The 25,594-nt window shown below is 73.1% G+C and carries 19 protein-coding genes; 18 read left to right on the top strand and 1 reads right to left on the bottom strand.

Annotation, left to right across the window (positions count from 1 at the left end):
* The 10 genes from pth to ACZDWJ_RS11725 all read left to right on the top strand — a co-directional run.
* A partial coding sequence (pth, locus tag ACZDWJ_RS11680; protein ID WP_463521129.1) for an aminoacyl-tRNA hydrolase occupies positions 1 to 419 on the top strand: 419 nt, incomplete at its 5' end.
* Positions 420 to 474: 55 nt separating this feature from the next.
* Positions 475 to 1,239: a 3'(2'),5'-bisphosphate nucleotidase CysQ gene (locus ACZDWJ_RS11685; protein WP_463521130.1), complete on the top strand. Its 765-nt coding sequence runs from the start codon at positions 475 to 477 to the stop codon at positions 1,237 to 1,239.
* Between the two features lie 259 nt (positions 1,240 to 1,498).
* Positions 1,499 to 2,989, top strand: a complete 1,491-nt coding sequence (locus ACZDWJ_RS11690; protein ID WP_463521131.1) for a hypothetical protein — start codon at positions 1,499 to 1,501, stop codon at positions 2,987 to 2,989.
* Between the two features lie 80 nt (positions 2,990 to 3,069).
* A complete protein-coding gene (locus ACZDWJ_RS11695) occupies positions 3,070 to 4,197 on the top strand; it encodes a substrate-binding domain-containing protein (protein ID WP_463521132.1) in 1,128 nt (375 codons plus the stop codon).
* Between the two features lie 116 nt (positions 4,198 to 4,313).
* Positions 4,314 to 6,590: a hypothetical protein gene (locus ACZDWJ_RS11700; protein WP_463521133.1), complete on the top strand. Its 2,277-nt coding sequence runs from the start codon at positions 4,314 to 4,316 to the stop codon at positions 6,588 to 6,590.
* Positions 6,575 to 7,477, top strand: coding sequence for a sortase domain-containing protein (locus ACZDWJ_RS11705; RefSeq protein ID WP_463521134.1), 903 nt, complete (start codon positions 6,575 to 6,577; stop codon positions 7,475 to 7,477). The genes ACZDWJ_RS11700 and ACZDWJ_RS11705 overlap by 16 nt, the downstream gene beginning before the upstream one ends.
* Positions 7,478 to 7,509: 32 nt before the next feature.
* On the top strand, positions 7,510 to 8,364 hold the full coding sequence (locus ACZDWJ_RS11710; protein ID WP_463521135.1) for a phosphate ABC transporter ATP-binding protein: 855 nt from the start codon (positions 7,510 to 7,512) through the stop codon (positions 8,362 to 8,364).
* Entirely contained in the window at positions 8,361 to 9,335 is a 975-nt protein-coding gene (gene pstC, locus ACZDWJ_RS11715; protein ID WP_463521136.1) for a phosphate ABC transporter permease subunit PstC, read from the top strand. The genes ACZDWJ_RS11710 and pstC (ACZDWJ_RS11715) overlap by 4 nt, the downstream gene beginning before the upstream one ends.
* A 4-nt stretch (positions 9,336 to 9,339) precedes the next feature.
* Positions 9,340 to 10,506, top strand: coding sequence for a phosphate ABC transporter permease PstA (pstA, locus tag ACZDWJ_RS11720; protein ID WP_463521137.1), 1,167 nt, complete (start codon positions 9,340 to 9,342; stop codon positions 10,504 to 10,506).
* Complete coding sequence (locus ACZDWJ_RS11725; RefSeq protein WP_463521138.1) at positions 10,503 to 12,083, top strand: phosphate ABC transporter substrate-binding protein PstS; 1,581 nt, start codon at positions 10,503 to 10,505, stop codon at positions 12,081 to 12,083. The genes pstA (ACZDWJ_RS11720) and ACZDWJ_RS11725 overlap by 4 nt, the downstream gene beginning before the upstream one ends.
* A gap of 27 nt (positions 12,084 to 12,110) precedes the next feature.
* Here ACZDWJ_RS11725 and ACZDWJ_RS11730 read toward each other — a convergent pair whose 3' ends face one another.
* Positions 12,111 to 14,459 carry a transketolase-like TK C-terminal-containing protein gene (locus ACZDWJ_RS11730; RefSeq protein ID WP_463521139.1) on the bottom strand — a complete coding sequence of 783 codons (2,349 nt, stop codon included), beginning with the start codon at positions 14,457 to 14,459 and terminating at the stop codon, positions 12,111 to 12,113.
* A gap of 231 nt (positions 14,460 to 14,690) precedes the next feature.
* Here ACZDWJ_RS11730 and ACZDWJ_RS11735 point away from each other — a divergent pair, with 231 nt between their 5' ends.
* From ACZDWJ_RS11735 to ACZDWJ_RS11770, 8 genes are all read left to right on the top strand, one after another.
* Positions 14,691 to 15,131 carry an Lrp/AsnC family transcriptional regulator gene (locus tag ACZDWJ_RS11735; RefSeq protein WP_463521140.1) on the top strand — a complete coding sequence of 147 codons (441 nt, stop codon included), beginning with the start codon at positions 14,691 to 14,693 and terminating at the stop codon, positions 15,129 to 15,131.
* A 282-nt stretch (positions 15,132 to 15,413) separates the two neighbouring features.
* On the top strand, positions 15,414 to 16,433 hold the full coding sequence (gene pstC, locus ACZDWJ_RS11740; protein ID WP_463521141.1) for a phosphate ABC transporter permease subunit PstC: 1,020 nt from the start codon (positions 15,414 to 15,416) through the stop codon (positions 16,431 to 16,433).
* Positions 16,433 to 17,680 carry a phosphate ABC transporter permease PstA gene (gene pstA, locus ACZDWJ_RS11745; RefSeq protein ID WP_463521142.1) on the top strand — a complete coding sequence of 416 codons (1,248 nt, stop codon included), beginning with the start codon at positions 16,433 to 16,435 and terminating at the stop codon, positions 17,678 to 17,680. The genes pstC (ACZDWJ_RS11740) and pstA (ACZDWJ_RS11745) overlap by 1 nt, the downstream gene beginning before the upstream one ends.
* Positions 17,677 to 19,299 (top strand): substrate-binding domain-containing protein, encoded by a 1,623-nt coding sequence (locus ACZDWJ_RS11750; protein WP_463521143.1) that lies wholly within the window; start codon positions 17,677 to 17,679, stop codon positions 19,297 to 19,299. Before pstA (ACZDWJ_RS11745) ends, ACZDWJ_RS11750 begins: the two co-directional genes overlap by 4 nt.
* The gene (locus ACZDWJ_RS11755; protein ID WP_463521144.1) at positions 19,296 to 21,941 is read left to right on the top strand and encodes a hypothetical protein; all 2,646 of its coding nucleotides are present in this window, start codon (positions 19,296 to 19,298) and stop codon (positions 21,939 to 21,941) included. Before ACZDWJ_RS11750 ends, ACZDWJ_RS11755 begins: the two co-directional genes overlap by 4 nt.
* Positions 21,938 to 23,011: a sortase gene (locus ACZDWJ_RS11760; protein WP_463521145.1), complete on the top strand. Its 1,074-nt coding sequence runs from the start codon at positions 21,938 to 21,940 to the stop codon at positions 23,009 to 23,011. The genes ACZDWJ_RS11755 and ACZDWJ_RS11760 overlap by 4 nt, the downstream gene beginning before the upstream one ends.
* 25 nt (positions 23,012 to 23,036) lie before the next feature.
* Positions 23,037 to 24,617, top strand: a complete 1,581-nt coding sequence (locus ACZDWJ_RS11765) for a substrate-binding domain-containing protein (protein WP_463521146.1) — start codon at positions 23,037 to 23,039, stop codon at positions 24,615 to 24,617.
* A gap of 133 nt (positions 24,618 to 24,750) precedes the next feature.
* Positions 24,751 to 25,593, top strand: coding sequence for a phosphate ABC transporter ATP-binding protein (locus ACZDWJ_RS11770; protein WP_463521147.1), 843 nt, complete (start codon positions 24,751 to 24,753; stop codon positions 25,591 to 25,593).
* Position 25,594: the final 1 nt, after the last annotated feature.

Below are 25,594 nucleotides of genomic sequence, written 5' to 3' on the forward strand. Positions count from 1 at the left end.
CCCCCGGCGCGCCGGCGCCGCGCGTCGTCCTCGCGCGGCCCCGGTGCTACATGAACGAGACCGGGGGACCGGTCAAGGCGCTCGCGACCTTCTACAAGGTGGCGCCCGAGCGGGTCGTGGCGATCCACGACGAGCTCGACATCCCCTTCGACACGCTGCGGGTCAAGCTCGGCGGCGGCGACAACGGCCACAACGGCCTGAAGTCGATGCGCTCCTCGCTGGGCACCGGCGACTTCCACCGCGTGCGGGTCGGCATCGGCCGTCCGCCGGGCCGCCAGGAGGTGGCCGACTTCGTGCTCTCCAACTTCTCCGGCGCCGAGCGCAAGGTGCTCCCGTTCGTGGTCGACACCGCGGCCGACGCCGTCGAGAGCCTCGTGCTCGAGGGCCTCGAGCGCACCCAGCAGCGCTTCAACTCCTGAGCCCCCGAAGTAGAACCTGTTCTCGTTCGGCGCGGCGGCCGGTAGGGTCCGCTGCGTGAGCGACACCAGCACCGCGCCGTCCGACGACCACGCCCTCGCCGCCTGGCTGGCCGAGGCCGCCGGCCGCCGGCTCCTCGAAGTGCGGGCCGAGGGCCTGGAGGGCAGGGAGCTCAAGGACGCCGGCGACCGCGCCGCCCACGAGCTGCTCGTCGCGCTCCTCGCCGGGCACCGCCCCGACGACGCCGTGCTCTCCGAGGAGGGCAAGGACGACAAGGCGCGGCTGCAGGCCGACCGCGTGTGGATCGTCGACCCGCTCGACGGCACGCGGGAGTTCTCCGAGCCGCCGCGCGACGACTGGGCCGTGCACGTCGCGCTGTGGCAGGGCGGCGAGCTCGTCGCCGGCGCCGTCGCGCAGCCGGCGCTGGGGGAGACCTTCGTGACCGCGCCTGCGCCGTCGGTGCCGCCGCGCACCTCCACCCGCGCCCGGATCGCGGTGTCGCGCAGCCGTCCGCCGGCCTTCGTGGCCGCGCTCGCCGAGCACCTCGACGCCGAGCTGGTGCCCATGGGCTCGGCCGGCGTGAAGATGATGAGCGTCGTGCGCGACGTCGCCGACGCCTACGTGCACGCCGGCGGGCAGTACGAGTGGGACTCCGCCGCGCCCGTGGCCGTCGCCCGCGCGGCCGGCCTGCACACCTCGCGGGTCGACGGATCGCCGCTGGTCTACAACCAGGACGACGTCTACCTGCCCGACCTCGTCGTGTGCCGTCCCGAGCTGGCCGAGCCGATCCTCGCCTTCATCGCCGCCCACGGCACCGACTGACGCCGGGCAGACGCCGCACTGTCGCTGACCCCAGGGGGCATGGTCCGTTCGGGCCATGCCCCCTGTGCCGTCCGGGCCATCCTCGGGTCGAACCGCGTTCGCAGACTGGGATTCGCGTCCTGCGATCCGGACGAACTCCTACCTTCCTCACTAATCCAACAAGTTCGGTCCAGTTACTCGGGTTGGTCCGGCGGTCGGACGTCCGTCCCGCGGTGCGCTCGTGCGCGCACCGCCCGTCCTTCGTCGAAGTGAGGCCCTCATGCGCACACGCCTGCGCATCCTCGGTGGCACCGTGGCCCTGGCCACGGCGGCCGTCGCCGTCCCCCTGCTCTCCCAGCCCGGCGCCCAGGCCGCGCAGTTCACCGGCGGCGACCTGGTCGTCTACCGCGTCGGCTCCGGCCAGGGCACGCTGACGAACGCCGCCGCGCCGGTGTTCCTCGACGAGTTCAGCGCCACCGGTGCGGCCAAGCAGTCGCTCGCGCTGCCCACGGTCTCCTCGGCAGCCGCCGGCGCGCTCACCGCGACCGGCCAGGGTCGCTCCGAGGGCCTGATCTCCCGCTCCGCCGACGGCAAGGTCCTCGCGGTCACCGGCTATGACGCCGCCCCGGGCGACACCGGCCCGAACGGCACCTCCCTGGCCAACACCGACCCCACGAGCGTGGCCCGCACCGTCGCGATCGTCGACGGCGACGGCGTCATCGACACCCGCACCCGCCTCAAGGGCGACGCCGTGCCGAAGATCGTGCGCTCGGCGGCCACCGACGGCACCAACGTGTGGGTCGCCGGCGGCAACGGCGGCGTGCTCGCCACGAGCGTCGCCGGGGCCAGCGCCACCCGCATCGCGGGCACGGCCGACTCCAATCTCACCAGCCTCACCGTGCAGGGCGGCCAGCTCTTCGCCGGCGGCGTGCTCGCCGACCGGCTCGCCGCCGTCGGCACCGGCGCCCCCACGGCCGCGTCCGTGCTGAACGACGTCGCCGGCCTCAACCCGAACCTGCTCGCCTACGGCTACGCGTTCGTCGACCTGACGAGCGCCGGCTACGCCGGCACCACCCTCGACACGCTCTACGTCGCCGACGCCTCGCGTCGCGGCGGCACGGTCGACAAGTACGTCTACGACGGCAACGCCTGGTCGCTGGCCGGCTACGCCGACGTCCCCGGCGTCACCGGCCTCGTGGCCGACGTCAAGAGCGGCGCCGTCAGCCTCGCCCTGACCACCCCGACGCAGCTGCAGCTGCTCACCGACGCCACCGGCGCGGACCGCACCGGCTTCGAGCCCGCGGCGCCGACCGTCCTGGCCACCGCCGCGCCCGGCACCGAGTACCGCGGCGTCGCGCTCGCCCCGACCGGCACCAGCACCCCGGTGGTCGACTACCTGACCAAGGGCTCCTACGCCTGGACCAACGCCAAGGTCGCCCGCAAGGGCACCTGGAAGTCCTTCACCGCGGCCTACGCGCCGGGCCGCAAGGGCCTCTACAGCGCCACCAAGAACGCCGCGCTCACCGTCAAGGTCCGCGGCAGCGCCGTGACCTTCTCCTTCACCGGCGGCACGACCTCGGGCAAGGTCGCGCTCGTCGTCGACGGCAAGGCCACGACGCTCGACCTCTACCGCTCGAAGACCGCCACGGTCACCAAGACCCTCAAGGTCAGCAGCGGCGCCACCCACACGATCGCGGTGAAGGTGCTCGGCACCCGCAACGCCAAGAGCAAGGGCAAGACGGTCTACGCCGGCGCCCTCAAGGTCTCCTGATGAGCCGCCGCGTCCCGTCCCCGTCGTCCCCGACCACGCCGCGCAGCACTGCGCGCACCACCCTGCGAACAGGACTTCCCATGAAGCGACTCGCCTCGGTCGTCGTCGCCGGCGGCCTGGCCCTCGGCCTCGCCGTGAGCGCCGCGCCCAGCGCCCTCGCCGACCCGAACAACGCCCAGCCCGGCACCCCGCCGGCGGGCAAGGCCGCGAACCAGATCTTCGCCACCGTCGGCGCGGACGCCTTCGCCGAGCTCACCAACAACCTCGCCTCCACCTACAACGCCCAGGCCGCCAACGGCCTGCGGGTGCTGGCCTCCTACGACGCCATCAACCCGCAGACCGCCGCGGCAGGCGAGCAGATCACCACCAAGCCCGGCTGCACCATCGCCCGGCCCAACGGCGCGAACGCGGGCATCACGGCGCTCACGCTCAACCAGAAGAGCACCACCGACAGCAGCGAGTACTGCATCGACTGGGTGCGCTCGAGCCGCTCGAAGGGCACGGCCGCCGCCGAGGCCAACCTGACGTTCTACGCGCAGAGCCGCGACGCGGTCTCCTACGCCGTCGTCGGCAACGCCTACGCCCCGACGACGCCGCTGACCACCGCGCAGCTGAAGGACATCTTCGAGTGCACGGTCTCGGACTGGAGCGAGGTCGGCGGCCAGCCGGGCGAGATCCACGTCTACCTGCCGCCGGACTCCGCGGCGACGCTGACCTTCTTCCTGCAGGCCATCGGCACCAACCTGACCAACGTCAAGGCCGGCTGCGGCACCGGTGCCAGCCGCCTGGCCCGGGTCAAGGACGGCCAGCAGAACAACGGCGAGTCCCTCAAGGGCGACCCGCAGGGCATCCTCCCCTACGCGGTCACCAAGTGGGCCGCCCAGGTGAACGAGCCGGTCGGCATCGCCGACCTGCGCGGCGGCGTGCACATCGGCACCGTCAACACCGACACCGCGCCGACCATCCAGCGCACCTTCGGCGGCTCCACCTACGAGGTGCTCAACCCGGCGTTCACGACCGGTGCGAGCGCCGCCTACGGCCGGTTCTTCTTCAACACCGTGCGCAACGACGCGCCGCAGGAGCTGAAGGACGTCTTCAAGGCCGGCGGCTACCTGTGCCAGCACGCCGACGACCTGCTGATCCCCTACGGCAACACGCCGCTGGGCGATGACACCTCGCAGTCGCAGTACTGCGGCAAGGCGAACTGAGCCCCTGGCTCCGAGCCACCAGCACGACCCGGGACCCGGGCCGATCGGGTGCGAATCGATCGGCTCGGGTCCCACCCCGGCGTCTCGACGCCGGGCCGACCACAGGAGCACGACACATGCGGATCGGGTGCATCCGACCCCCGCGCGCGCAGCGCGCGGGCCGTACGACCACGGCGGCAGGACTGCTGCTGGCCCTGACGACCCTCGCCCTCGCGGCCTCGCCGCTGGGCGCCGGCGGCGAGCCCGCCGCCGCGTCGACGCCGAGCGCGGCGCAGCGGGCCGAGGCGGCGGCGACGACGGTGCCGGCCCCCGGCGCCGGCGCCGACGCCCGCGTCACGGTGAGCCGCACGACCGATCTGGTCAACCAGAGCGTCGAGGTGTCCTGGAGCGGCTTCCGGCCGAGCTCGGCGACGCTGCTCGCCAACTCCGGCGACTCCCTCGACGTCAACACCGAGAACCCCGTGCGCGTCTACCAGTGCCGCGGCGCCGATCCGGCCAGCTCGAGCGACTGCTACGGCTCGCCCGGCTTCCGGGGCATCGAGGCCTCGGGCGACAGCCCGGCCGTGCCGGCCGTCCCGCCCTTCACCTATCCCGGCCAGGACAACGCCTACGACGCCACCCCCGACGGCCCCGCCAACTGGCAGGACAACGTCAGCCGGGCCGACGGCACCGGCGAGGTGGTGCTCCAGCTCTTCACCCAGCGCGAGTCCGCGTCGCTGGGCTGCGACGCGACGGTGCGCTGCTCGATCGTCGTCGTCCCGAACTACGGCCGCCCCGGCACCGGCAACGGCGCCACCGAGGACCAGCTCGACGCGCCCTGGGCGTGGGCACGTCGCACCGTGGTCCCGCTCTCGTTCCTGCCGGTCGAGGACGCCTGCCCGCTGACCGGCGAGTCCCTGCGCGTCGAGGGCAGCCCCTTCGCCGGGCACCTGCTGGCCAGCTGGCGCGCCCGCACCTGCGTGCTCGCCGACGACGCGGTGCGCCTGGACTACACCTCCATCGGCGAGCCGCAGACCCGCCAGGACCTCTCGGCCGGCACCACCGACGTCGGCCTCACGATCGACCCGCTCGCCCGCTCCCAGGCCGCGGCGCGCCAGGTGACCTACGCGCCACTCGCGGTGACCGGCCTCGTCGTCGCCTTCCAGATCGACGACGCGAACGGCCGCCCGGTGCGCGACCTGCGGCTCAACCCCCGGCTGGTCGCCAAGCTCATCACCGCCTCCTACCGCTCCGGCGGCAACCCCGCGGTGCTGAAGAACCCGGTCAACCTCTTCCGCGACCCCGAGTTCAAGCAGCTCAATCCCGGCACCGCCTGGCCGGGCGGCGCGCCGGGCAACCACCCGCTCCTGCTCGCCGACCTCTCCGACAGCACGCTGGCGCTCACGCGGTGGATCGACGCCGACAAGGACGCCCGCGCGTTCCTGGCCGGCACGCCCGACCCGTGGGGCATGACGGTCAACGCGAACTACAAGAGCCTCGCGCTGCCCTTCGCCGGCTACCCGGTGCTCGACCCCCTGATGGCCGAGACCTTCGAGCCGATCCAGGAGCTCGACGCCGTCGCCCGCCAGCTCTCGCTGGCCCGGTTCCCCGGCGCGACCACGAGCGTCGAGAACGGCGTCACGGTCGTCACCAAGCCGCCGCGGCAGAACCCCGGACGTCGCGAGGTGATCGGCATCATCGACGCCGCCTCCGCCGCCCGCTTCCTGCTCGACACCGCCTCCCTGGAGAACGCCTCGGGCGCCTACGTGAAGCCCACGACCGCCTCCCTCCTGGCCGGCGTCGAGCACAGCGTGAAGGGCTCCGACGGCGTCACCCGCTCGGTCGACCTGACCTCGAAGGCGAAGGACGTCTACCCGCTCACGCTGCAGATCACCGGCGGCTTCTCCCGGCTCGCCCCGAAGGCCGAGCGCGCGCAGATGGCCGATCTCCTGACCTACGCCCGCTCCGCCGGCCAGGTGCCCGGCGAGCAGGTCGGCCGCCTGCCCGCGGGCTACGCCCCGCTGCCCGACGCCCTGCGCGCCGAGGTGGCCCGGGCGCGCACCGCGGTGCTCGCCGGCGCGGACCCGACGGCCCCCACGACCTCCACCCCCACGACCGATCCGTCGGTCGCACCGGACCCGTCGGGCGCACCCCCCGACGGCGGTGGCGGCGCCCCGTCCGCACCCGCGGGCGCCGCCACCGACTCCCCGGTGACCTCCACGCCGTCGGCCGCGCCGTCGACGAGCGCCGCCGCCGGCGACGTCCCGACGCTCGCGGTCGCCTCGACGCCGTCGTCGGGACGCATGATCCTGCTGCCCGCGCTGGGGATCCTGGCGCTGGTGCTCCTCGTCGTCGGCCCCGCGCTGCTGTGGGCCGGCCAGACCGGACGGGGGCCGCAGTGGCTGCGACGCTGATCCCGCCCGTCGACGCGCCGCGCCACCTGGGCGAGCCGAGCCAGTCGAGCCGGCCGGGCGAGCCGACCGAGCGCCGCCTGACGCTGGGCGCGCTGCTCGGGATCGTGCTGCTCGGCGTGCTGCTGCTGATCGTGGCCTTCGGGGCGTTCCTCACCGTCGGCAGCCGGATCGCCGCCTCGCGCGACCAGGACCTCGCCTACGAGGCCCTGCGCGCCCGGCTCGGCGACGCCCAGGCGCCGGTGAGCGGCGCGATCGCGCCGGGCACGCCCGTGGCCATCCTCGCCATCCCGCGGCTGGGCCTGGAGCAGGTCGTCCTGCAGGGCAGCGCGTCGGAGCAGACCGCGATCGGCCCGGGTCTGCGCAACGACTCCTCGCTGCCCGGCCAGGCCGGCAGCTCGGTGATCGTGGGCCGGCGCGCCACCTTCGGCGCGCCCTTCGCCGACCTCGACCGCCTGCGTCCCGGCGACCGGATCAGCGTCACCACCGGCCAGGGGCGCTTCGCCTACGTCGTCGACCTCGTGCGCACCAGCGACGCCCCGGCCACCTCGGTCGCCGCCGTCGCCTCGCGGCTGACGCTGGTGACCTCCGACCCGGCGCTGGCGCCGAGCCGCCAGCTCACCGTCTCCGCCCGCCTCGACGGCCAGGCGCAGCCGCGGGCCACCGGCGTCGCGAGCGTCGCCGCCGACGCCCCCGGCGAGGGCAGCTCGAACGGGCTGCTCGCGCTGGTGCTGTGGAGCCAGCTGCTCCTCGTCGTCGCCGTCGGCCTGACCTGGGTGGCCGTGCGCGTGCCCGGCCGCGCCCTGTGGTTCGGCGGCGTGCCCGTGCTCCTCGTGCTGCTGTGGAACGTCTTCACCCAGCTCGCCTACCTGCTGCCCAACACGCTGTGACGCGCGTTCCGGATCTCCTGGGAGCCCCTGACATGACCCTCACCGACCACACCGACCCCGCCCACACCACCACGCTGCCGGCGCTGTCCGGACTCGGCCTCAAGCCGCCGGCGGCCCTCATCGCCGAGCAGGTGAGCGCCTGGTTCGGCGAGCACCAGGTGCTCGCCGACGTCGACCTGACGATGGCCGCCGGCGAGGTCACCGCCCTCATCGGCCCCTCGGGCTGCGGCAAGTCCACGTTCCTGCGCATCCTCAACCGCATGCACGAGCTGGTGCCCGGCGCCAGCCTGGCCGGCCGCGTGGTGCTCGACGGAGCCGACATCTACGACCCCGCGCTGCGCCCGATCGAGAGCCGCCGCCGCATCGGCATGGTCTTCCAGAAGGCCAACCCGTTCCCGACGATGTCGATCTACGACAACGTGCTGGCCGGCCTCGCGCTCACCGGACGTCGCTCGCGTCGCGCCAGCGCCGAGGCGGACGCCCTGGTCGAGCAGAGCCTGCGCAGCGCCGGTCTCTGGGACGAGGTCCGCAACCGCCTCGGCACCCCCGGCGCCTCCCTCTCCGGCGGTCAGCAGCAGCGGCTGTGCATCGCCCGCGCGCTGGCGGTGCGGCCCGACGTCCTGCTCATGGACGAGCCGTGCTCGGCGCTCGACCCCACCTCCACCCGGCGCGTCGAGGAGACCATCCGCCAGATCGCCGGCGAGGTGACGATCGTGATCGTCACCCACAACATGCAGCAGGCCCAGCGGGTCTCCGACCACTGCGCCTTCTTCCTGGCCGCGGAGAACCAGCCCGGGCACATCGTCGAGCAGGGCCGCACCGCGGACGTCTTCGAGCGCCCGCAGGACCCGCGCACCGACGACTACGTGAACGGACGCTTCGGATGAGCGCCACGACGGCCGAGCGCCGCGTCCTGGTGGTGCGCCCGACGCGCCAGGACCTCACCTTCGTCGCCGGCGTCCGTGCGGCGGCGGTCTCGACGCTGGTGGTCATGGCCCTCATCGGCGTCTTCCTGCTCATCGGCGCCTGGCCGGCGCTGGAGCAGCAGGGCTGGGGCTTCCTCACCACCCGCGACTGGCTGCCCGAGGCCGGGACGTTCGGCGTCGCGGCGCTGCTGTGGGGCACGGTGCTCATCGCCCTGATCGCGCTGGCCGTCGCGGTGCCGATCGGCTTCGGCGCCGCGCTGTTCATCAGCGAGTACGCCCCGCGATCCCTGCAGCGTCCGCTCATCACGCTGGTCGACCTCATGGCCGCCGTGCCCGCGATCATCTACGCGCTGTGGGCGCTGTTCTTCCTGCAGGGCGAGCTGCTCCAGGTGGCGCAGTGGATCGCGGTGCACCTGGGCCCGGTGCTGCCGTTCCTCGAGGTGAAGGTGCCGGACTCGGAGTCCAGCTACACCTCCTCGGCGTTCATCGCCGGCGTCGCCACCGCGGCGGTCGTGCTGCCCACCGTCACCTCGATCATGCGCGAGGTCTTCGCGCAGGCGCCGATCGGCGAGCGCGAGGGCGCCATCGCCCTGGGCGCCACGCGCTGGGGCATGATCCGCACCGTCGTCATCCCCTTCGGGCGCAGCGGCATCGTCGGCGGCATCATGCTCGGCCTGGGCCGCGCGCTGGGGGAGACGATCGTGGTCTACACGATCATCTCGCCGACCTTCACGATCACCACGCACCCGCTGGAGAGCGGCTCGAACACGATCGCCGCGCACATCGCCGCGCGGTACTCCGAGTCCAACGGCGTCGGCCTGGCCGGCCTGCTCGGAGCCGGCCTCGTGCTGTTCCTCTTCACCCTCCTCATCAACTCCCTGGCCGGCGTCGTGGTGCGACGCTCGCGCTCGGGCGCGGCCACGGAGATCTGACGCCATGACGCTCACCGCACCGCCGCCGACCGACGTCGCCCGTCCCGGGCCGGTCGCGACGCCGCCGCCCCGCCGCGCCCGCGTCAGCACCAGCGCGCTCACCCCCGAGCTGGCCGTGCACCTGCTCTCGGCGCTCGCCGGATCGCTGGCGCTGACCTGGCTGGTCTACGTCCAGCTGCTGCCCATCCACGGCACGCTCGGCTTCTGGCTGATCTGGTACCTCGTGTTCCTGACGCTGCTGGCCGCGGTCAGCGCCACCACGCTGGACCGGCAAGGCGTCGTCGACCGGGTCGTCGCGGCCCTCGTGACCACCTGCGGGCTGGTGCTGGTGGCCGTGCTCGCGGGCATCGTCGTGTTCACCTTCGTGCGCGGCCGCGACGCCCTGGGACACCTGAACTTCTACACCGAGACCACCGCCGAGACCGCCCCCGACGCCGGGCTCGACCAGGGCGGCATCCTCGCCGCGATGGTCGGCACCTTCGAGCAGGTGGCGATCTCGGTGCTCATCAGCGTGCCGCTGGGCCTGGCCACCGCCGTCTACCTCAGCGAGGTCGGGGGCCGCCTGGCGAACCTGGTGCGCCGCGTCGTCGAGACGATGACCTCGGTGCCCACGATCGTCGCGGGCCTGTTCATCTACTCGCTGCTGATCATCCAGCTCGGCGGCGAGCGCTCCGGCTTCGCGGCGGCCCTGGCGCTGTCGGTGAGCATGATCCCGGTGGTCACCACCACCGCCGAGGTCGTCCTGCGGCTGGTGCCCAACGGCCTGCGGGAGGCCTCGCTCGCGCTGGGCACCACCCGCTGGCAGACCGTCTACCGGGTGGTGCTGCCGACCGCACGCCCCGGCCTGGTCACCGCCGTGCTGCTGGGCGTCGCCCGCGTCATCGGCGAGACCTCGCCGGTGCTGCTGGTGGCCGGCAACACCAGCGAGATGAACACCGACCCGCTCCACGAGCCGCAGGTCTCGCTGCCCCTGTTCATCTTCACCCAGATGCGCCTGCCCATCGACGAGGCCATCGAGCGCGCGTTCGGCGCCGGCGTCGTGCTGCTGGTGCTGGTCGTCCTCTTCTTCTCCCTGGCCCGCATCATCGGCGGCCGCGCGCCGGGCCGGCAGAGCCGTCGCCAGCAGCGCCGTCTCGCCGCCCGCTTCCCCTCCGAAGGAGCCCACTCGTGAGCACCCGTCCCGTCCGCGTCCTGCTGGCCGTCCTGGCCCTCGGCCTCGCGGCGATCGCCGCGCCGCCGGCGGTCGCGCCGTCCTACGCCGCCGACTACGTGCCGATCTCCGGCGCCGGCTCGACGTGGTCGCAGGTGGCCATCGACGCCTGGCGCGCCGACATCCGCGCCAGCGGCGTGGTGGTCAACTACGCCGGCACCGGCTCCACCGACGGCCGCTCGCAGTACATCCAGGCCACGGTCGACTTCGCCAACACCGAGATCCCCTTCCAGGACCCGCCCGAGCCGGGTCAGCAGGCCGAGCGGCCCGACCGCCCCTACGCCTACATCCCGATCGTGGCCGGCGGCACGTCGTTCATGTACAACCTCACCGTCGCGGGCCAGCGCGTCCGCGACCTGCGGCTCTCCGGCCCGACGCTGGCCAAGATCTTCACCGGCGCCATCACGCGCTGGAACGATCCGGCGATCACCAAGGACTACGGGAAGAAGCTGCCGAACATCCCGATCGTGCCGGTCGTGCGCTCCGACGGCGCGGGCGCCTCGGCGCAGTTCACGCTGTACATGAAGGACCAGACGCCGAACGTCTACTGCCCCTTCATCCGCTCCAAGCTCAAGCTCTCGGGCAACGCCTGCCCGAGCGTGTCGTTCTACCCCGCCTTCGGCAGCTCCAAGGCGCAGGTGGGCTCCAACGGCGTCGCCAACTACGTCTCGGCCAAGTACGGCGCCGGCGCCATCGGCTACGTCGAGTACGCCTACGCCAAGCGGGTCGACTTCCCCGTCGCCTCCCTGCTGAACAAGGGCGGCTACTACGCGCAGCCCACCGCGGGCAACGTCGCCGTCGCGCTCACCTACGCCACGATCAACCCGACGACCCTGGTCCAGGACCTGCGCGGGGTCTACAACGCCCCCGACAAGCGCGCCTACCCGATGTCGAGCTACTCCTACATGGTCGCGCCCATCTCGACGGCTGCGCCGTTCAACGCCGCCAAGGGCAAGACGCTCTCGACCTTCGTCAACTACTTCCTCTGCTCGGGCCAGCAGAAGGCCGACATCCTCGGCTACTCGCCGCTGCCGAAGAACCTCGTCGAGGCGGGGTTCAAGCAGGTGCGTCGCATCCCCGGCCACGTGTCGCCACCGGCCTTCAGCAAGTGCAAGAACCCGGCGCTGAACATCCTCAAGACGGCCCCGCAGCCCGATCCCTGCCTCAAGCAGGGCCGCGTCTGCGGCGCCGCCACCGAGCAGCGTCCGGGTGGCTCGGGCTCCACGACGACCTCGGGCTCGGGGACGACCTCGGGCACCGGCACGGTCGGCGCCGGCACCGGGGCGGGCACCGGCACGGCCGCCGGCGGCACCGCGGCGTCGGGGAGTCCGGGGACGACCGATCCGCTCACCGGAGCGCCCGTCGCCGGCGGCACGACGACGGCGGGCACGACCCTCGCCTCCGGCACGCCGGCCTCGGTGGTCGAGGTCGGCGCCACGCGCTCGGGTCAGGTGACCGTGGCCGCGTGGGTGACCGCGCTCATGCTGCTGCTGACGGTGCTCGTGCCGCCGTTCCTGGTGCGGCGCCTGCGCCGCTGAGGCGGGTCCCGCCGCCCCGCCCGCTGCTCAGGCCAGCAGCGAGAGGGCGGCGTCGAGGATCGAGCCGACGTCGATGCCGTGGCGCCGGTGCGCCTCGGCGACCCCGGAGGACTGGCCGAACTCGGTGACGCCCAGGCAGCGGATCGGGTCGCCGCGCAGGCCGGCGAGGAAGGCCAGCGTGTGCGGGTGGCCGTCGAGCACGGTGACGATCGGGCTGGACGTCCCGGCCGGGAAGAGCTCGGCGGCGATGTCGGAGCCGACGCCGGGCTGACGCCGTCCGCGCTGCTGGAAGGAGCGGAAGACCAGGTCCGGGCTGGTGAGGCACACGACGCCGACCCGGCGGCCCTGCTCGCTGAGCAGTCCGGCCGCGCGCACCACCTCGGGCATCATCGCTCCGACGCCGACGAGCGTGACGTCGTCGTGCGCCGCCGGATGGGTCGAGAGCCGGTAGCCGCCCGCGACGACCTGGCGACGACGACGCTCGCGCAGGTCGGCGTCGTCGGGGACGCCGGCCAGGGCGGGGTCGATCGGGCGCGTCGAGAGCCGGAAGTAGGCGGAGGTGCCGCCGGGCACGCCCACCTGCGACATCGCGTGGAGCAGCGTCCACTCGAGGTCCTGGGCGAAGGCGGGCTCCCAGGCCACGCAGCCAGGCTGCTCCAGGCCGATCGACGGCGTGGTGATCGACTGGTGGGCGCCGCCCTCGGGCGCGAGCGTGACGCCCGACGGGGTGCCGACGAGGATCGACTGCCCGCCGGCGTAGATGCCGAAGGACCACGGCTCGAGCGCGCGGGAGACGAACGGGTCGTAGAGGGTGCCGATCGGCACCAGGCGGCGACCCCAGCGGCTCCAGGTGGCGCCGAGCTCGGCGAGCAGGCCGACGAGGTTGCCCTCGGCGATGCCCAGCTCGACGTGCTGGCCGCCGGGCTCCTCGCTCCAGCGCAGCACGCGCTCGGCGTCGTCGGCGAACCAGTCGTGCCGCTCGCGCACCGCCCAGACGCCGGTCTTGTTGATCCAGCCGCCGAGGTTGGTGGACGAGGCGACGTCGGGGCTCGCGGTGACGACGGCGGCCGCGAGGTCGGGGGCGTCGCGGGGCAGGTCGGCGAGCACCCGGCCGAGGGCGGCCTGGGTCGACATCGGCTTGCGGTAGGGGTGGCCCAGGCTGGTCGGCACCGCCAGCCGCGCGGGCGCAGGCACCGGCTGACGACGCAGCACCTCGCCGCGGTGGGCGCACCAGGCGGCCGCAGCCGCCTGCGCGGGGTCGGCGGCGTCGAAGGGCCGCCACGGGTCGTCGAGGTCGGTGCCGCAGGTCTGCGCGAGCTGGCGCATCTGCGCCTCGCCGAGCAGCGCCGAGTGGTTGTTGGGGTGGCCCTCGGTGGGCAGGCCGCGGCCCTTGATCGTGTAGGCGAAGACCACCGTGGGGCGGTGCCGGTCGACCCCGGCGAAGGTGTCGACGAGCAGCGGGATGTCATGGCCGCCGAGGTCGCGCACGAGCCGCGCGAGCGTCGGCTCCTCGAAGGTCTCCACCAGGGCCGTCAGGGCCGGCGCGGGGGAGGGGCCGAGCAGGCGCGGCACCAGCTCGCCGCGCGGGGCGCGCAGCATGCGCTGGTACTCCTCGTTCGGCATCGCCTCCAGACGCGCGCGCAGCTCGGCGCCGCCGGGCCGCTCGAAGACGGCGCTGATCTCGCGACCCCAGGCGAGCACGACCACCTGCCACCCGGCGGCGGCGAACATGCCCTGCAGCCGGGCGATCTGGATGTCGGGGATGACGCGGTCCAGCGACTGCCGGTTGAGGTCGACGACCCACAGCAGCTCGCCGAGATGGGGCACCTGCGGGTCGGCGACGGCCTCCCACACCGCGCCCTCGTCGAGCTCGGCGTCGCCCAGCAGGCTGACGAACCGGCCCGCCCGCGGGGCGTCGGGCTGGTGGGAGGAGAGGTAGCGGTGGGCCATCGCGGCCCAGATGCCGGCCGTGGCGCCGATGCCGACCGAGCCGGTGGAGAAGTCGACGGTGTCGGGGTCCTTGGTGCGGCTGGGGTAGCTCTGCAGGCCGCCGTCGGCGCGCAGCGTCGGGAGGTGGCGGGAGTCGAGGTCGCCGAGCAGGTGGTTGAGCGCGTGCAGCACCGGGCCGGCGTGCGGCTTCACCGACACCCGGTCGTGGACGGTGAGCTCGCTGAGCCACAGCGCCACCATCACCTCGACCATCGAGGCCGAGGACGCCTGGTGTCCGCCGGTCTTGACGCCGTCGGGGTCGGGCTCGGTGTTCGCCGCGTGCACGATCGCGCTCGCCAGCCAGCGCACCCGCTCGGCGATGACGCGCAGGGTGGCGGCGTCGGCTGCGGGGCTGCTCACGGCCGGCTCGGGACGGGTGGTGGACACGGGACCTCCAGGGGCGCGGATGGCGTCGACATCGCGTTCACGGCCCCGGGCGCGCCGGTCGGGCGGGCGCCGGGCCGTGGAGCGCACGAGGGGTGTCCTCGGCACCATCGTCCAGGGGCGGCCGGAGCGCGTCTGCACCACTGCGTCGACCCACGCGCAGATCAGCGCTCCTGTGCACCACCACCCGGTGCGAGGTGCACGGATCATGCGTCAGGCAGCAGGATCGTGCTCGTGACCCTCGACGACATCGACCGCCGCCTGCTCCAGCTGCTGCGCCGCGACGCGCGGGCGTCGGTCAGCGACCTCGCCCGCGCCGTCGGCCTCTCCAGCGGACCGGTCTCGCGGCGGCTGGCCCGCCTCGAGCGCGAGGGCGTGATCCGCGGCTACGTCACGCTCGTCGACGACCGCGCGCTGGGCGCCGTCGAGGCGTTCACCGAGATCCGCCTCACCGGCGCCACCGACACCGACACGCTGCAGCAGATCGTGCGCGAGGTGCCCGAGGTGGAGGAGTACTTCACCATCGCCGGCGACCCCGACGCCCTCGTGCGGCTGCGCGTCGACGACGTCGACCACCTCCAGCGCGTCGTCAACCGGCTGCGTCGCACGGGCCGCCTCAGCGGCACCAAGACCCTCATCGTCATGGAGTCCTGGCGACGCGAGACCGGCGGGTGAACACACGGTTGACGCCGGCAACGAACACGGCCGTTCACCTGGGCGTCGCCGCCCCGTTCCCAGGGCGGGTCATGCCCTCTGACCTGCATGGACGTCGGAGGTAGTCCGTTCGGGCCATGCCGCTGAGAGGTTCGCGAAAAGACGCCTGACGGTTGGTGCTCCGTTCACCTTCGGTGCCCTCATCCGTTGGGTTGAGCCCTTCAAGGTGGCCGCGCTCCGGCACCGCGGGAGCACCGCCGCGCACTGCGCGCAGGGCGGTTCGCACGACCTGGATCGGTTCGCTTGACCAGCCTCCCTCTGCTCGACGAGCAGCCCGCCGACGCCGCCATCCGGCCCCGGCGCATCTCGCGCAAGGCCGCCGGCGTCGACGCCGTCTTCGAGCACGGCATCCGTGCCGTCGGCGCCTCGATGCTCGTCATCGTCGGCGGCGTCGGCGTCTTCCTCGGCTACCAGGCGCTGCCGACCTTCCGGCACTACGGCTGGAGCTTCTTCACCACCCAGGCCTGGCAGCCCGACACCGACGTCGTCGGCATCGCGGCCGTGCTCACCGGCACGGTGTCGGTGGCCCTGGTGGCGATGACCTTCGCCTTCCCGCTCGCGCTGCTCACCGCGCTCTACATCAGCGAGTACGCCCCCGCGCGGATCAAGCCGGCGCTGGTCTCCCTGGTCGACCTGATGGCCGCGGTGCCCTCGATCGTCTACGGCCTGTGGGGCTACCTGCTGATCATGCCGCACGCCGGCGACCTCGCCCGGTTCCTCCAGGCCCACCTCGGCTGGATCCCGATCTTCGACGTGCCGGGCACCGACCCCAACGCCGCGTTCGTCGACGAGGGCCGCTACCAGTACAGCGCCTTCTGCGCCGGCATCGCGGTCGCGATGATGGTGCTGCCGATGGCCTGCGCGGTGATGCGCCAGGTCTTCTCCCAGACCCCGGTGGGGGAGAAGGAGGCGGCGCTGGCCCTCGGCGCGACGCGCTGGGGCATGATCCGCGCGGTCGTGATCCCCTTCGGTCGCGGCGGCATCATCGGCGGCACGATGCTCGGCCTGGGCCGCGCGCTCGGCGAGACCATCGCGGTGGTCCTCATCGTCTCCCCGGCCTTCGAGATCAAGCCGAACATCCTCGAGGTCGGCACCGCGACGGTGAGCTCGCTCATCGCCGGCCGCTTCGGCGAGGCCAACGCCACCCAGCTCTCCGCGCTGCTCGCTGCGGGCTTCGTGCTCTTCCTCATCACGCTCGTGGTCAACACCCTCGCCGCGGTGATCGTCAGCCGCAGCCGCTCCGGTGCCGGGACGGACGCCTGATGAGCACCGTCCAGGACGCCCCCGTCGAGAGCGCGGCCCGCGAGCCGCGCACCCACCTTCCCGTCCGCGACGAGGACGCCGCTCCGGCGGTGCCCCGCGCGTCCCTGGGCCGTCCCACCGCCGACGAGCGCTTCCTGCGCCTCGGCGCCTGGGGCGCGGCCCTCGGCGTCACCTGGGTGCTGACCCAGCGCGTGTTCCCGGCGCCCGGCATCGCCTGGTTCCTCGTCGTGCTCGCCCTCACCGGCCTGCTCCTCTCCGCCCTGCTCGGGGCGATGAACGGCGGCGTCGTGGAGATGAAGGACCGCTTCGCCGCGACCCTCATCACCGGCGGCGCGCTCGTCGTCGGCGGCGCGCTGCTCAGCACGGTGATCTTCGTGGTCGCCCGCGGCTACGAGCCGCTGCTGCACCTGAACTTCCTCACCTCCGACATGTCCGGCGTCGGCCCGAAGGACCCCTTCACCCGCGGCGGCGTCGCCCACGCGATCGTCGGCTCGCTGATCGAGCTCGGCATCGCGCTGGTGATCACGCTGCCGTTGGGCATCGGCACCGCGGTCTTCATGACCGAGGTCGGCGGCCGGTTCGCGGTCATCGTGCGCACGATCGTCGAGGCGATGACGGCGCTGCCCTCCATCGTCGCGGGCCTGTTCGTCTACACCGTCTTCATCATCGCGCTCGGCCAGCCCCGCTCGGGTCTGGCGGCCGGCCTCGCGATCGCGGTGATGATGCTGCCGATCGTCGCCCGTGCCGCCGACGTGGTCCTGCGCGTCGTGCCCGGCGGCCTGCGTGAGGCCAGCCTCGCGCTCGGCGCCAGCCGCTGGCGCACCGTGTGGCACGTCGTCCTGCCGACGGCCCGGCCGGGCCTGGCCACGGCGGTGATCCTCGGCGTCGCCCGCGGCATCGGCGAGACCAGCCCGGTGCTGCTCACCTCCGGCGCGGCCGGCTTCATGGTGAAGAACCCCACCGACGGCGCCATGAACTCGCTGCCGCTCTACATCTACTCCACCGTGCGCTCCGGCGAGCCGCAGGCCATCACCCGCGCCTTCGGCGCCGCCACGGTGCTGCTGATGCTCGTCCTCCTGCTCTTCGTCGTCGCCCGCCTGCTGGCCCGTCCGCCCCGCGCGGGCGGCCGTCGGCGGATCCTGCCGCGCCGCCGCGTCCGCCCGACGCCCGCCATGACGTCCGACCCGCTCGCGGTCGCCGTCGCCGTCGACCGCACCGCTCACCCCGATCACAAGGACCTCTCGTGAACCGCACCCTGGCCGTCCTCGTCCGCTGTCTCGCGGCCGGCTTCCTCGCCCTCGGCTGCGTGGCCGCCGTCCCCGGCGGCGCCAATGCCGTGGCCTATGCCCAGATCGAGGGCACCGGCTCCACCTGGTCCGAGCTGATCGTCCAGCAGTGGATCGCCGACGTCGACTCCAACGGCATCAAGGTCGTCTACACCGGCGGCGGCTCCTCGAAGGGCCGCAAGGACTTCGCCCAGGGCACCACCGACTTCGCGATCTCCGAGATCCCCTACCAGGGCAAGGACGAGCAGGGCAACGCCGACACCAGCAACGGGCGGAAGTTCGCCTACCTGCCCATCGTGGCCGGTGGCACCGCCTTCACCTACCAGCTCCAGGTCGGTGGCCAGCTGGTGCGCAACCTGCGCCTCTCCGGCGAGACGCTCACCAAGATCTTCACCAACAAGATCACCAACTGGAGCGACCCGGCGATCAGCAAGGACAACAACGGCCGCAAGCTGCCCTCGATCCCGATCACGCCGGTCGTCCGCTCCGACGGCTCGGGCACGACCGCGCAGCTCACCACCTGGATGGACAAGCAGTACCCGTCGCTGTGGCGGTCCTACTTCGGCAAGTCCGGCCTGACGTCCTACTTCCCGATCAAGCAGGGCAGCCGCACGGTGGGCCAGTCCGGCTCCGACCAGGTCATGAACGCGATCTCGGCGAAGTCTGGCAACGGCTACATCGGCTACGTGGAGTACTCCTACCCGGTCAACAAGGGCTACCCCGTCGTGAAGGTGCTCAACAAGGCCGGCTACTACGTCGAGCCGACGCAGTTCAACACGGCCGTGGCGCTCACCAAGGCCAAGATCGACAAGACGCCGGGCCCGAAGTACCTCACCCAGATCCTCGACGGGGTCTACACGAACTCCGACCCGCGGGCCTACCCGATCTCGTCGTACTCCTACATGATCATCCCGACCGGGGCGAAGGACCCGCGGATGACGACGGCCAAGCGCCAGACGCTCGCCGACTTCCTCTACTACTCCCTGTGCGCGGGCCAGACGAAGGCCGGCGACTACGGCTACTCGCCGCTGACGCTCAACCTGGTCTCGGCCGGCTTCGAGCAGATCTCGCTGCTCAAGAAGGCCGACCCCAAGATCACCCTCACCAACCGCGACGTCCGCTCGTGCAACAACCCCACGTTCGACGGCAAGAACCCCAACCGCAACAAGCTCGCCGAGATCGCCCCCAAGCCGGCCGCGTGCGACCGCGAGGGCGCCGGACCGTGCGGCACCGGCACGGGCACCGGCAAGCCGAGCACCGACGGCGGTGGCTCCGGCGGGTCGAAGGGCGGCACCGCGGCGACCGGGGGCACGACCGGGACGAAGACGTCAGGAGGGACGGGCACGGCCGCAGCGCCGACGAGCGTCGACCCGGCCACGGGCGCGGAGATCGCCAACGCCTCCGCCGCCACGACCGGCGGCGACGTCGTCGCCGACCCGAGCACCGTCCTGTCCTCGGCCCGGCCGGGCGACCAGAAGGCCTTCGGGTGGCTCTCCGGGCTGCTGCTGATCGGCCTGGTCCTCATCCCCGGCCTCTACGTCGCCGCCCTGCGACGGCGCCTGGTCGGCGGTGGCCGATGAGCTCCCTGCACCACTGGGCGGCCACGCGCGACCGTCGTCCCCTGGTCGTCTGCGCGATCGCGCTGCTGCTGGCCGGGGTCGTGTTCGCCATGACGCCCGCGCGCGCCGACACCCTCGGCCCGAACGGCGCGAACGGCCTGGGGCGCGCCTCCGCGTCGTCGGGCTACGCGGAGACCAAGACGCTCACGCGCTCCTTCGTCAACGCCGACGGCTCGACCTACGACTTCCCGAGCTCGAAGGTCACCGTCGCGGCCGACCAGACCCGCGACCTGCGCGGTCGCCAGCGCATCCAGATCTCCTGGAAGGGCGCGCACCCGAGCGCCGGCCGTGCGGTCAACCCGTACGGCGAGGCCGGGCTCAACCAGGAGTACCCGGTCGTGATCATGCAGTGCCGTGGCGTCGACGACCCGAAGGCGCCCGCTGCCAAGCGGCTCTCGCCGTCGACCTGCTTCACCACCTCCGTCGCGGAGCGCTCCCAGATCGCGCGCGGCGACAGCGAGGCGATCTGGCGCGTCGACCGCTACGCCGACGCCGCGGACCGCGAGCGCCTCTCGGGCATCGCACCCTTCCCCTCCGCGAAGTGCCCCACGGCGGACGTCACCGGCTTCTCCAGCCACCTCACGCCCTTCGTCGCCGTCGGCTCGGCCGCGAAGACCCACCTCGCCTGCAGCTCCGACACGATGCCGCCCGAGGCCGCGGTCGGGGCCGCGTTCCCGCCGGCGGAGCTGGCGGCGTTCACCGACACCGACGGCACCGGATCGGTCCAGTTCGAGGTGCGCAGCGACGTCGAGAACGAGTCCCTCGGCTGCTCGGCCAAGGTGGCCTGCTCGGTCGTGGTCATCCCGATCGAGGGCCTCAGCTGCGCGCAGCCGTCCTCGCCGATGAGCGACTCCGACAAGGCCTGCCGCAAGGGCGGACGCTTCCTGCCCGGCAGCAGCAACTTCGCCGGCGAGGGCGTCGACCTCGCGGTGTCGCCCGCCCTGTGGTGGTCGGAGTCGAACTGGCGCAACCGCTTCTCCATCCCGATCACCTTCGGCCTGCCGCCGAACACCTGCGACGTCCTCGACCCGCGTGCGCCGACGGGCTTCTACGGCTCCGAGCTGCTCGCCCAGGCCGGTCTGCAGTGGGCGCCGGCGTACTGCCTGCGCAAGGACCGCTTCAAGTTCCAGCTCAACCAGATGTCCGACATCGCCGGCTGGAACCTCATGCTCAGCGGCCAGGCCGCCGCCGCGGAGGTCTCCTCGGCCCGCGACCCCGGCCCGAACAAGGTCGGCTACGCCCCGACCGCGGTGACCGGCTTCGCCGTCGGCTACGTCATCGACAGACCGGACAACGCCGGGGAGCTGACCCGGCTGCGCATGAACGCCCGCCTGCTGGCCAAGCTCTACACGCAGAGCTACGTCGGGTCCGACCTCGGACGGGCACACCCGGGCATGGCGAAGAACCCCGTCGGGATCATGAACGACCCCGAGTTCCAGCGACTCAACCCGGGGCTGAGCCGGATCTCCCAGGAGGCCGGCGCCGCGATCCTCTCGCTCTCCAACGACTCCGACGTGATCCGCCAGATCACCGACTACATCGCCCACGACCCCGACGCGACGGCGTTCGTCGACGGCAAGCCCGACCCGTGGGGCATGGTCGTCAACCCCTCCTACAAGGGCCTCGACCTGCCGGTCGAGGGCTGGCCGCAGCTGGACTCCTACATCCCGAAGACCCAGGACCCGTGCCGCAAGGCCAACCCGGCGGTCTACTTCAACCAGATCGCCGCGCCCGTGACGACCATGGCCAAGATCTCCGCGGCCCTGCTCGACGGCTGGCCCAACGTCCAGACCCGATGCGACAAGGACCAGGCCACCGGCCTGTTCAAGCTCGGCCGCATCGACCGCCAGAGCTTCGGCGCCCGCTTCATGCTCGGTGTCGTCAGCCTGGGCGACGCCGACCGCTACGGGCTGCGCACCGCGCAGCTGCAGACGCGCAAGGGCAGCTTCGTGGGTCCTACGGACCGCTCGCTGGCCGCGGCGATCGCGCTGAGCCGGCAGAAGACGGACCTCGGCCCGTTCGTGCTCGACCAGGGCGACGTCCGCCGCTCCACCACGGCCTACCCCGGCACGATGGTCGTCTACACCGCGGCCAAGACCTCGGGTGCGTCCACGGCGGATGCCGCGAAGGTCGCCCAGTTCATCAAGATCTCCACGACCGAGGGCCAGCGTCCCGGTGCGGGCAACGGCCAGCTGCCCGGCGGCTTCCTGCCGATCCGCGACGCGGGGGCCACGCGGCCGCTGTTCCGCTCCGCGCAGCAGGTGGCCGCGGCCGTCGCCGCGCAGAAGGACGACTCCCCGCCGCCGTCGGGCACCACCGGTGGGGGAGAGGCCCCCGCCGTGGTCACCGGCGGTGACGGCGTTGCGACGGCTCCGGCCGGGGCCGGAGCCGCACCGTCCACCGGCGCCACCACGCCGGCAGCCGCCCCCGGGAGCAGCCAGCCCGTGGCGATGCCCGACACCAAGGCGGTCGGCTCCCGAGCCGCCGCCGGCCTGATCCCGAGCCTGCTGATCCTCGGGCTCGTCGGGATCGCCATCGCCAGCGGCATCCGGTTCCTCGTCGTGCCCGCGGCGCCGCACTCGCCCGGGGCGGGTGGCCGATGAGCACCCCCGTCCTCGACCCGAGCGCGACGCCCGAGGGCACCGACCCCGCGGTCACCGCCGCCCCGGTGCTGCCAGACCAGCCGGACCTGCCTGGTCTGCCTGGGCTGCCTGACGCCGAGCCGTCCCGCGGCGGCGCCCGGCGCGCCGGCCTCGGCAGCCGCCTGCGCGGGGCCGGAGGCCGGATCCGCGACGGCGTCGACCAGCGGCTGACCGGCCCGCCGCGGACGGTGCGCCCGCACGACGAGCCCGCCGTGCTGATCTCCTCGGCCTTCACGATGATCGCCCTGGTGTGCCTGTGGGCCGCCGCCCAGCTGCTGGTGCTCAGCGACCTCGGCCAGGCGCGCGCCCAGGATCTGCTCTACGGCCAGCTGCGCACCCAGATCGCCGCCGGCACCGCGCCGCTCGGCCCGATCACGCCCGTCGACGCGCCGGTCGCCCTGCTGCGGATCCCGCGGATCGGCGTCGATCAGGTCGTCGTCGAGGGCACCGCCTCCGGCGACACCCAGTCCGGCCCCGGGCACCTGCGCACCTCGGTGCTCCCGGGGCAGCAGGGCACGAGCGTGGTCCTAGGACGGGCGGCCACCTACGGGGCGCCCTTCAAGCGGCTCACCGAGCTGAGGGCCGGCGACGAGATCCAGACCGTCACCGGCCAGGGCACCACGACCTTCCGCGTCCTCGGCGTGCGTCGCGCCGGAGATCCGCTGCCCCAGCCCCGCCCTGCCGCCGCCGCACGGATCACCCTCGGGACGGCGGAGGGCAGCGGCGCGCTGGCCTCCCTGCGTCCCGATCAGGCGGTCTACGTCGACGCCGAGGCCAGCAAGGGCCTCCCCGCACCGGCCGGCGTGCCGACGGTGCTCCCCGAGTCCGAGCAGGTCATGGCCGGCGACCGGGGCGGTCTCCCGCTCCTCGCGCTGTGCCTGGCCCTGCTCCTGGCGGCGACGCTCGGCGTCGCCGCCGCCCGCCAGCGCTGGTCCGCAGCACTGGTCTGGGTGGTGGCCGCACCCGTGGTCATCGCCCTGTCCTGGGTCACGACCGACGTCGCAGCACGCCTGCTGCCGAACGTCCTGTGACGCCGTCTCGCAGCACCCCACCTCGATGAAAGAGACAGAGATGAACCTCGGCACCACCCGCCGGCACCGTCTGGGTGCCCACCTGGCCGCGGCGGCGCTCGCGGGCTCCGCCCTCGCCCTCGTCGGCGCTCCGGCCCACGCGGCCACCGACGCCAACGACCCCTCCTTCACCCCTGTCGCCGCCGACCTCATCGGCGTCGGCTCCGACACCACCCAGATCGCGCTGCACCGCGCCGCGGAGGCCTACAGCACCGCCACCTCGGGCTTCAACGTCGCCTCCTTCGCCGCCACCGGCGGCGGCCAGATCACCCTGCCGTCGGGCGCGATCAACCGCCCCAACGGCTCGGGTGCCGGCAAGGCGCTCCTCTACGGCTCGGGCAACAACACCGACGTCGACTTCGCGCGCTCCTCCTCGACGCTCAACGACGCCGAGAAGGCCGCGAGCCTCCAGCAGTTCCCCTTCGCCCTCGACACGATGGTGATGGCGGTCTCGAACAGCACCGCCTCGCACGCTCCCGCCACCCTCACCCCGGCGCAGGTCGTCTCCATCTACAAGGGCGACGTCACCAACTGGAGCCAGGTCGGCGGCACCGACGGCGTCATCCAGCCCTACCGCCCCCAGGACGGCTCGGGCACCCTGAGCTTCTTCAAGGCCAACCTCAAGGCCGCCAACGGCGGCGTCGACGTCACCTTCGCGGCCTCGGTGAAGACCACCCAGGAGCAGGACGACACCGACATCAAGAACAACGCCGACGCGATCGTCCCGATCTCGCTGGGTCGCGCCAAGCTCCTCGGCAGCACGCTGCGCTTCGAGGGCCAGACCGCCGGTCAGAACTTCGTCTACCCCCGCGCGGTCTACAACGTCGTGCGCGGCGGCGTCCAGGGCGACGCCGACGTCCAGGCGTTCTTCGGCTCCTCGGGCTACCTGTGCTCCGACGCCGCCAAGGCCGACATCGAGGCCGGCGGCCTCGAGCAGCTCGCCACCCCGGCGGCCGGCGGCGTCTGCGGCGCGGCCACCCAGAACGCGGTCACGAACTTCGCCACCAACGTCGCGGTCGACACCACCACCGCCCTCAAGGTCACCTCGACCTCGCCGGGCAAGGCCACGCTGACGGCCTCCGTCACCGCCTCCAACGCCCCCTCGGGCAGCGTCACCTTCTACCAGGGCGAGACCGTCGTCGCCTCGGCCGTGCCGCTCTCCTCGGGTCGCGCCGCCGCCACCGTCAAGGCCACCCCGGGCGTCCAGTCCTTCAGCGCCACCTTCACCCCGGACTCCCCGGCCGCCTTCCGCGGCTCCAGCGACGAGGCCTCCGGCACCGTCCTCGCGGCCGCGAAGCTGACCTCCTCGGTGCCCACCAAGGTCAAGAAGGGCAAGACCTTCAAGGCCTCGGTCACGGTCCTCAACGCCACCACGGCGAAGTCGGCCACCGGCACCGTCTCGATCCGCCTCGGCACCAAGACCGTCGCCAAGGGCACCCTGCGCTACGGCAAGGTCTCGATCACGGTCCCGAAGATCACCAAGACCGCCACCTACACGATCGTCTACGGCGGCAGCACCACCGTCTACAAGGCGTCGAAGTCGGTCAAGGTCACCGCGACCAGCTGATCTCAGCACCCCTGCACCACCCCGCAGCACCCTGCAGCATCCCGTCCCGCCCCGACCGCGATCCGGTCGGGGCGGGGCGGCCCCGCACCACCGCCCCACCCGTGCAGCACCCGAATCCCGTGAGAGTGACCCGATGACCCTCGACGCCGCCGAGACCACCGTCCTGCCGCCCGTGCCCGCCGACCCGCGCGACGCGCGTCCGCTCGCCGAGCTCGAGGCCCGCGACATCACCGCCTGGTTCGGCGAGCGCAAGGTGCTCGACCGCGTCTCGCTGACGATGCGTGCCGGCGGCATCACCGCCCTCATCGGCCCGTCCGGCTGCGGCAAGTCGACCTTCCTGCGCATCCTCAACCGGATGCACGAGCTGGTGCCCTCGGCCCAGCTCGCCGGCGAGGTGCTCCTCGACGGCGAGGACATCTACGACCCCGCCAAGCGCCTCATCGACGCCCGCCGCTCCATCGGCATGGTCTTCCAGAAGCCCAACCCGTTCCCGGCGATGTCGATCCGGGAGAACGTCCTGGCCGGCCTGCGTCTCACCGGCACCCGTCTGCCGCGCTCCGAGCAGGACGCGCTGGTGGAGGCCTGCCTGCGCAAGGGCGGCCTGTGGACCGAGGTCAAGGACCGCCTCGACGCCCCCGGCGGCGGTCTGTCCGGTGGCCAGCAGCAGCGCCTGTGCATCGCCCGCTCGCTGGCGGTGACCCCGCGGATCCTGCTCATGGACGAGCCCTGCTCGGCCCTGGATCCGACGTCCACCCGCGTGATCGAGGAGACCATGCTGGAATTGGCCCAGGAGGTGACCATCGTGATCGTCACGCACAACATGCAGCAGGCGGCCCGGGTCTCCACCGAGTGCGCCTTCTTCCTGGCCTCCCACGGCACGCCGGGCGTCATCGTCGAGCACGGCGACACCCGCGCGATGTTCGAGAACCCGCAGGACCAGCGCACCAGCGACTACGTGCAGGGACGGTTCGGCTGAT

It is taken from the genome of Nocardioides sp. B129/18 (assembly GCF_055282735.1).